Source organism: Mycobacterium sp. TH-M15, assembly GCF_057473705.1.
Genome location: NZ_JBYCLB010000545.1, coordinates 1 through 6,065, shown reverse-complemented (window position 1 = coordinate 6,065; position 6,065 = coordinate 1). Strand labels below are relative to the sequence as shown.

The window sequence follows — 6,065 nt, the reverse complement described above, 5'->3', positions numbered from 1 at the left end:
CTGGGAGAAGCAGTCCGAGTCCAATGCCATGTGGGGGCTCTCCATCCCGGTGCCGTTCACCAAGCCGGTCGGCGCCGGGGCCGGCGGGTACTTCGCCCCGCACGTGCGGGCCTACATCCACAACTCCGGCGCGCCGGCGAACATCGGCGCGATGGTCGCGGTCAAGGACCGGCGCAACGGCGCCAAGAATCCGCTGGCCCATCTGCACCAGCCGGACATCACGGTGGAGAAGGTGATGACATCCCAGATGCTGTGGGATCCGATCCGGTTCGACGAGACCTGCCCGTCGTCGGACGGTGCCTGCGCGGTGGTGATCGGCGACGAAGCCACCGCCGCCGCGCGGGTCGCCGCCGGCGCACCGGTGGCCTGGATTCACGCCACCGCGCTGCGCACCGAGCCGCTGGCCTATGCAGGCCGCAATCAGGTCAGCCCGCAGGCCGGCCGGGACGCCGCGGCCGCGCTGTGGAAAGAGGCCGGTATCGAAAGCCCGATCGACGAGATCGACGCGGCCGAGATCTACGTGCCGTTCTCCTGGTTCGAACCGATGTGGCTGGAGAACCTGGGCTTCGCCGCCGACGGCGAGGGCTGGAAGCTCACCCAGGCCGGCGAGACCGCGATCGGCGGGAAGCTGCCGGTGAATCCGTCCGGTGGGGTGCTGTCATCCAACCCGATCGGCGCCTCCGGGATGATCCGGTTCGCCGAGGCCGCCATCCAGGTGATGGGCAAGGCCGGCGACCACCAGGTTCCCGGCGCGCGCAAAGCGTTGGGCCACGCCTACGGCGGTGGCTCGCAGTACTACTCGATGTGGGTGGTGGGATCCGACAAGCCCGAGAGGACACACGCATGAACCACGAACACCCCGCGCACGTTGCCGGCGAGCGTTCCCGGGCCGCGGTGCGGACCAAGGACAAGGCGGCCTGGCTGGCGGTCTTCGCCGACGACGCCGTCGTCGAGGACCCGATCGGCCCGTCGCACTTCGATCCGGAGGGCACCGGGCACCGCGGCCGCGACGCGATAAGCGCGTTCTGGGACAAGGCGATCGCCCCGACCGACACCATCGACTTCCGGTTCACCGACAGCTTCTGCTGTGGCAACGAGGAGGCCAACGTCGGCTCGATCGTGATCACCATGGCGGGCCACCGGATCACCACCGACGGGGTGTTCACCTACCGGGTGAACGAGGCCGGTGAGCTGATTGCGTTGCGGGCGTATTGGGAGTTGGAGCGGGCTGCCGCGACGGCGACGCCGGTGTGAGCCCGGGCTCCCCAGCGCGGCGCCCACCGGCCAAGCGGATCACCCGCCGGCGGGCCGAGACCCGGGCGCGACTGATCGGGGCGGCGTTTCACGTGTTCGCGCAGGAAGGGTTCGGCCGCTCGACGGTCGAGCAGATCTGTGAGCACGCAGGATTCACCCGCGGCGCGTTCTACTCCAACTTCGCCTCGCTCGACGAGCTGTTTCTGGCGATGTGGGAGCAGAACACCGAGCTACTGACCGCCGCCTTCGGCGAGGCCGTGGGCGCCGAGGCGCAGCGGCCGGAGTCCTGGGACGAACTGGAGGCGTACGCCCGACGGTTGATCTCCAGCATCCCGGTCGACGACAACTGGTATCGGGTGAGCGCCGAATTCACCGCGCACGCCCTGCGCAACCCGGCGCTGAAGGGCGCGATCGTCGATCGAGAGGAGCGGGTGCTCGACGCGCTGCTGCCGATTCTGGCGAAGGCCCTGGAGGCGGCGGGGCGCCATGCGTCGGATCTGCATGCACTGGGCCGCGCGCTGGTCGCCGTGCACGACGGAACCAGCACGCAGTGCCTGATGGAACCGGATTCCGAATCGGTGTGGCAAGATCGGGCGGACCTGTTCATCCGGGTGCTGCTCAGCTACAGCGAACCGCTGTAGCGCCCGTCGAGCGACGACCGTCACCGCGGCCTGCGCGGGTGACGCAGCTCTCCCGATCGGTCGTGGTGACGCGGAGATCACCGCGAATCACCAAGCGGCCGTGGCGATACCGCTGTTAGATTCACTGACGTATCGATCATTTATCGATGTATCAAAAGCTTCGGGAGGACAGTCATGTATGCACAATCGTTGGTCGGGGGCGTCGCGGCGATCGCGGCGATCGGGGCGCTGGCCGCGGGAGCGGGCGAGGGCACTGGGGTCACGCCCGCTGCCTCCGGCGTAGAGCTGGCGGTGTTCGGCGTTCCGCTGCCACTGGCACCGGCCGCCGATGTGCCCACCGCCGACCAGGTGGTCAGCCTGCTCAGTGGCATCGCCGACCCGAATGTCCCGGCGTCGGAGAAGTCCGGATACGTCGAGGGCGGTCTCGGCGCGATCGAGCGCACCGTCATGGACGGGCGGATGAAGAAGGGCCGCGAGAACGGCAAGCTGCCGCTGACGATCTCGGCGGCCAACATCCAGCCGGACGGCCCCGGGGCCGCCACCGCGGAGGTGACCGCGTCCAGCCCGAAGCTGACCCCGCGTTCGGTCAACCTGAAGTTCGTCGACCAGGACGGCTGGAAGCTGTCGCACTCGTCACTGATGATGCTCTCGCAGATGAGTTCGGACTAAGCCCCGGGACTGCGACGGCGGTGACCGGCGCCGGGCCGTAGCCGGCTCGCTGAAATTTGGCACCACCCCGCCGCACTCGAACGGCGATGCGCCGTCAGACGGCCCGGCGCCTTCGGACGGATCCTCCATGGGATAACCCGCGATGGGTGCTCGGCCGCGCTCACAGTTGCTCCAGCCCGTCCCGGTAGCGATTCGCCAGCGCCTGGTAGAACCCCGGGTTGGCGTTCACCCAGAACTCCGCCCCGGTCCCGGCGATCGGGCCCTTGACCACCGCCGGCGCGCCGATCACCAGCACCGCGTCCGGAATCCGGGTTCCCGGGGAGACCACCGCGCCGGCCGCGATCAGACTGCGGGAGCCGATCACCGCGCCGTCGAGCACGGTGGCGTGATTGCCGATCAGCGTCTCGGCGCCGACGTGAGCACCGTGCACCACGCAGGCGTGGGCGACCGTCGCCCCCGGCCCGATGTCGGTGGGTACCCCCGGTGGCGCGTGCAGCACCGACCCGTCCTGCACGTTGGCGCCTTCCCGAACGATGATCGGCGCGTCGTCACCGCGCAGCACCGCGCCGAACCAGACGGAGGCGCCGGCCTCCACGGTGACGTCACCGACCAGGGTGGCCGTCGGTGCGACGAACGCGGCCGGGTCGACCTTCGGAGAGTGACCTTCGAATGAGAACAGTGGCATCGTCCAGGTATACCGCAGTCGAACAGCGGTTATTGCGCTACCCGGAAACAAAACTGTAACGTGTTCTAGTTAGGAACTAGTGCTGGGAGGCAACACGTGGGTACCAACGGCAGCAGCGAAGTCCGTGAGATCGACACCGGCACCCTCCCCGACCGGTACGCCCGGGGCTGGCACTGCCTCGGCCCGATGACCGAGTTCCGGGACGGCAAACCGCACTCGGTGCACGCCTTCGGCGCCAAACTGGTGGTGTGGTGTGACCCCCAGGGCGAGCCGCACTGCCTGGATGCCTACTGCCGGCACATGGGCGGTGACCTGAGCCGCGGATCGATCAAGGGCGACAACGTCGCCTGCCCGTTCCACGACTGGCGCTGGGCCGGCGACGGCAAGTGCGCACTGGTCCCCTACGCCAAACGCACCCCGCGAGCCGCCCGCACCCGGTCGTTCCCGACCGACGTGCGCGGCGGTCTGCTGTTCATCTGGCACGACCCGGAAGGCAACCCGCCACAGCCCCAGGTGCGCATTCCCGAGATGCCGGAGGCGGCCAGTGACGACTGGACCGACTGGAGCTGGAACAGCATGCTGATCGACTCCAACTGCCGCGACATCATCGACAATGTCACCGACTTCGCGCACTTCTTCTACATCCACTTCGGGATGCCCACCTACTTCAAGAACGTCTTCGAGGGCCACGTCGCCTCGCAGTACCTGCACAACATCGGCCGGCCGGACATCGGCGGCATGGGCACCCAGTACGCCGGCGCCGAACTGGACTCGGAGGCGTCCTACTTCGGACCGTCGTTCATGATCAACTGGCTGCACAACAGCTACAGCGGATTCAAGACCGAATCCATCCTGATCAACTGCCACTACCCGGTCAGCCAGACCCAGTTCCGGTTGATGTGGGGGGTCATCGTGCAGAAACCCAAGGGCCTCGACGAGGAGACGACGCAGAAGCTGGCCGAGGTGATGACCGACGGCGTCAGCAAGGGCTTCCTGCAAGACGTCGAGATCTGGACGCACAAGAGCCGTATCGAAAACCCGCTGCTGGTCGAGGAGGACGGCGCGGTGTACCAACTGCGGCGCTGGTACTCGCAGTTCTACGTCGACGCCGCCGACGTCACCCCGGAGATGACCGATCGCTTCGAGATCGAGATCGACCCGACGGCGGCCAACCAGAACTGGCAGGCGGAGATCGACGAGAACCTACGTTTGCAGGCCGACGCCGAGCCGGTCGCGGCCGACTAACCGGTCCGTCATGAGCCCCAGCGACGAGAAGCCGGGCATCCCGGACGTCACGGAGATCGCCGAATCGACGCTGGTGCTCTACCGGGCGCACGACGACCACGACGACGAGCCGGCCGCCGAAGACGGCGGTCTGTATCGGCCGGCTTCGCGCGAGCCACTGTTTCCGGTGAACCCGGAGCAGTATGAGGCGATGCGAGCCGCCACCGCACGCGACTCCGACCAGTACCTGCACGCCGGGCTGACACCGGTTGCCTGCGGGCACTGCGGGGCGAGTGTCGAGGTGAAGTTGATGGCGCCGGGATACACCGCGGTGCAGTGGGACTCGGCTTCGCTGCACCGGTGCACCTACTTCGCCGAGCAGGTGCGTGCCGGACAGAACACCAGCCGGACCCGCGGCTGCCCGCACCTGTCCGCGAGCATCCAGCAGGCCGCCGATTCAGGCCGGTTGGGGCTCGCCCCCGACCCGACCGAGGACCTCGACTAACCCCCGGTGCGCGCGCACCCGGCGCAGCGGTCCCTGACCACAGCGGTGCTCAACCCGTAGTCGGCCAGCGCATAACGGTGTTTCGGCGCCCGCGGACCGGTCCGGCTGGCGGCGTAGTCGGCGGCCATCGCCGCCCGGGCCTCCTCGGAGAGCGGGAGGCCGAAGTGTCGGTACACGCCCGCCACGGTTCCCAGCGGGTCGGCGACGAAGTCGATGTAGTCGACGTCGCAGAACTGCGCCGGATCATGTTTGGCACGTTCGGTGTTGAACCGGGTCAACCCACGAACCCAGGTGTCCAGCTCGTCTTCGCCGATCCGGGCGCCGGCAAAGCCGGTGGACCAGCCGGCGGTGGTGTGCTGGGCCAGCGAACACATCGACGCCATGATCGTCTCCGGTGGCCGGTGGCACTGCACCTCCAGCGCGTCCGGGTAGACGGCCATGATCGCGTCCAGCGCGTGCAGGTGGCTGGGGTTCTTCAGCACCCAGCGCTTCCCGGTGTCGTTCAGCCCGATCAGCTGTAAGTTCTTGCGGTGCCGTCGATACGACGGCGTCCAGTCCTGCTCGGCCAGCCACCGCGCGTAGCTGGGCAGGTGGGCCAGGGTCTCGTAGGACACCGAGTGCAGCGACTGGCGCAGCAGCTGCCAGCACTCCTCGAGGCCGTCGGCGCTCATGAAGTGCAGGCCGGTGTAGTCCGGGTTCTCGTCGTGATGCTCGGTGTAGCGGTCCCGGGCCTGGATGAAGATCGGGTTGGTGTCCCAACTGTCGCGCGGCGGTCGTGGCTGGGGGAACTCGGTGAGCCACATCTCCAGGCCCTGGTGTGCCGGGTCGGCGCCGAGCAGCCGGTGCAGCGCGGTGGTGCCGGTGCGTGGCAGGCCGGTGACGAAGATCGGCCGTTCGATGGTGACGTCGGCGTGCTCCGGGTGCTGTGTGAAGCCCCGCTCGGCGAGGAGTCGGGCGACTAGGGCGCCGCGCAGGAAGAACCGGTTCATCTTGCTGCCCAGTTCGGTCAGCTCGGCTTCGTCCCGGTAGGACTCCAGCAGCACCGCGAGCGCTTGCCGGTAGTTGTCGTCGTCGGTGCCGAAATCGT

Annotated in this window: 8 protein-coding genes; 6 read left to right on the top strand and 2 right to left on the bottom strand. The window is 68.3% G+C overall.

Translation table 11 applies throughout. From position 1 onward, the window contains the following. The 4 genes from AC2VNT_RS13330 to AC2VNT_RS13315 form a co-directional block, all read left to right on the top strand. Window positions 1–847 (top strand): thiolase domain-containing protein (locus AC2VNT_RS13330; RefSeq protein ID WP_486947316.1); only part of this gene is annotated, 847 nt, incomplete at its 5' end. Beyond that, on the top strand, window positions 844–1,254 hold the full coding sequence (locus AC2VNT_RS13325; RefSeq protein ID WP_486947315.1) for a nuclear transport factor 2 family protein: 411 nt from the start codon (window positions 844–846) through the stop codon (window positions 1,252–1,254). The genes AC2VNT_RS13330 and AC2VNT_RS13325, both read left to right, overlap by 4 nt. Then, the gene (locus AC2VNT_RS13320; protein WP_486947314.1) at window positions 1,251–1,895 is read left to right on the top strand and encodes a TetR/AcrR family transcriptional regulator; all 645 of its coding nucleotides are present in this window, start codon (window positions 1,251–1,253) and stop codon (window positions 1,893–1,895) included. Before AC2VNT_RS13325 ends, AC2VNT_RS13320 begins: the two co-directional genes overlap by 4 nt. Window positions 1,896–2,069: 174 nt before the next feature. Continuing rightward, window positions 2,070–2,564 (top strand): MTB12 family secreted protein, encoded by a 495-nt coding sequence (locus AC2VNT_RS13315; protein ID WP_486947313.1) that lies wholly within the window; start codon window positions 2,070–2,072, stop codon window positions 2,562–2,564. A gap of 160 nt (window positions 2,565–2,724) precedes the next feature. On the opposite strand, the gene AC2VNT_RS13310 is transcribed toward AC2VNT_RS13315, so the two are convergent. Next, window positions 2,725–3,249, bottom strand: a complete 525-nt coding sequence (locus tag AC2VNT_RS13310) for a gamma carbonic anhydrase family protein (RefSeq protein WP_486947312.1) — start codon at window positions 3,247–3,249, stop codon at window positions 2,725–2,727. Window positions 3,250–3,345: 96 nt separating this feature from the next. Between AC2VNT_RS13310 and AC2VNT_RS13305 the strand changes: the two genes are divergently transcribed. Both AC2VNT_RS13305 and AC2VNT_RS13300 read left to right on the top strand, forming a co-directional pair. Further along, a complete protein-coding gene (locus AC2VNT_RS13305) occupies window positions 3,346–4,494 on the top strand; it encodes a 3-ketosteroid-9-alpha-monooxygenase, oxygenase component (RefSeq protein ID WP_486947311.1) in 1,149 nt (382 codons plus the stop codon). Window positions 4,495–4,504: 10 nt separating this feature from the next. Next, entirely contained in the window at window positions 4,505–4,978 is a 474-nt protein-coding gene (locus AC2VNT_RS13300; protein WP_486947310.1) for a hypothetical protein, read from the top strand. Here AC2VNT_RS13300 and AC2VNT_RS13295 read toward each other — a convergent pair. After that, on the bottom strand, window positions 4,975–6,065 hold a 1,091-nt coding region (locus AC2VNT_RS13295; protein ID WP_486947309.1), incomplete at its 5' end, for a sulfotransferase family protein. The genes AC2VNT_RS13300 and AC2VNT_RS13295 overlap by 4 nt on opposite strands.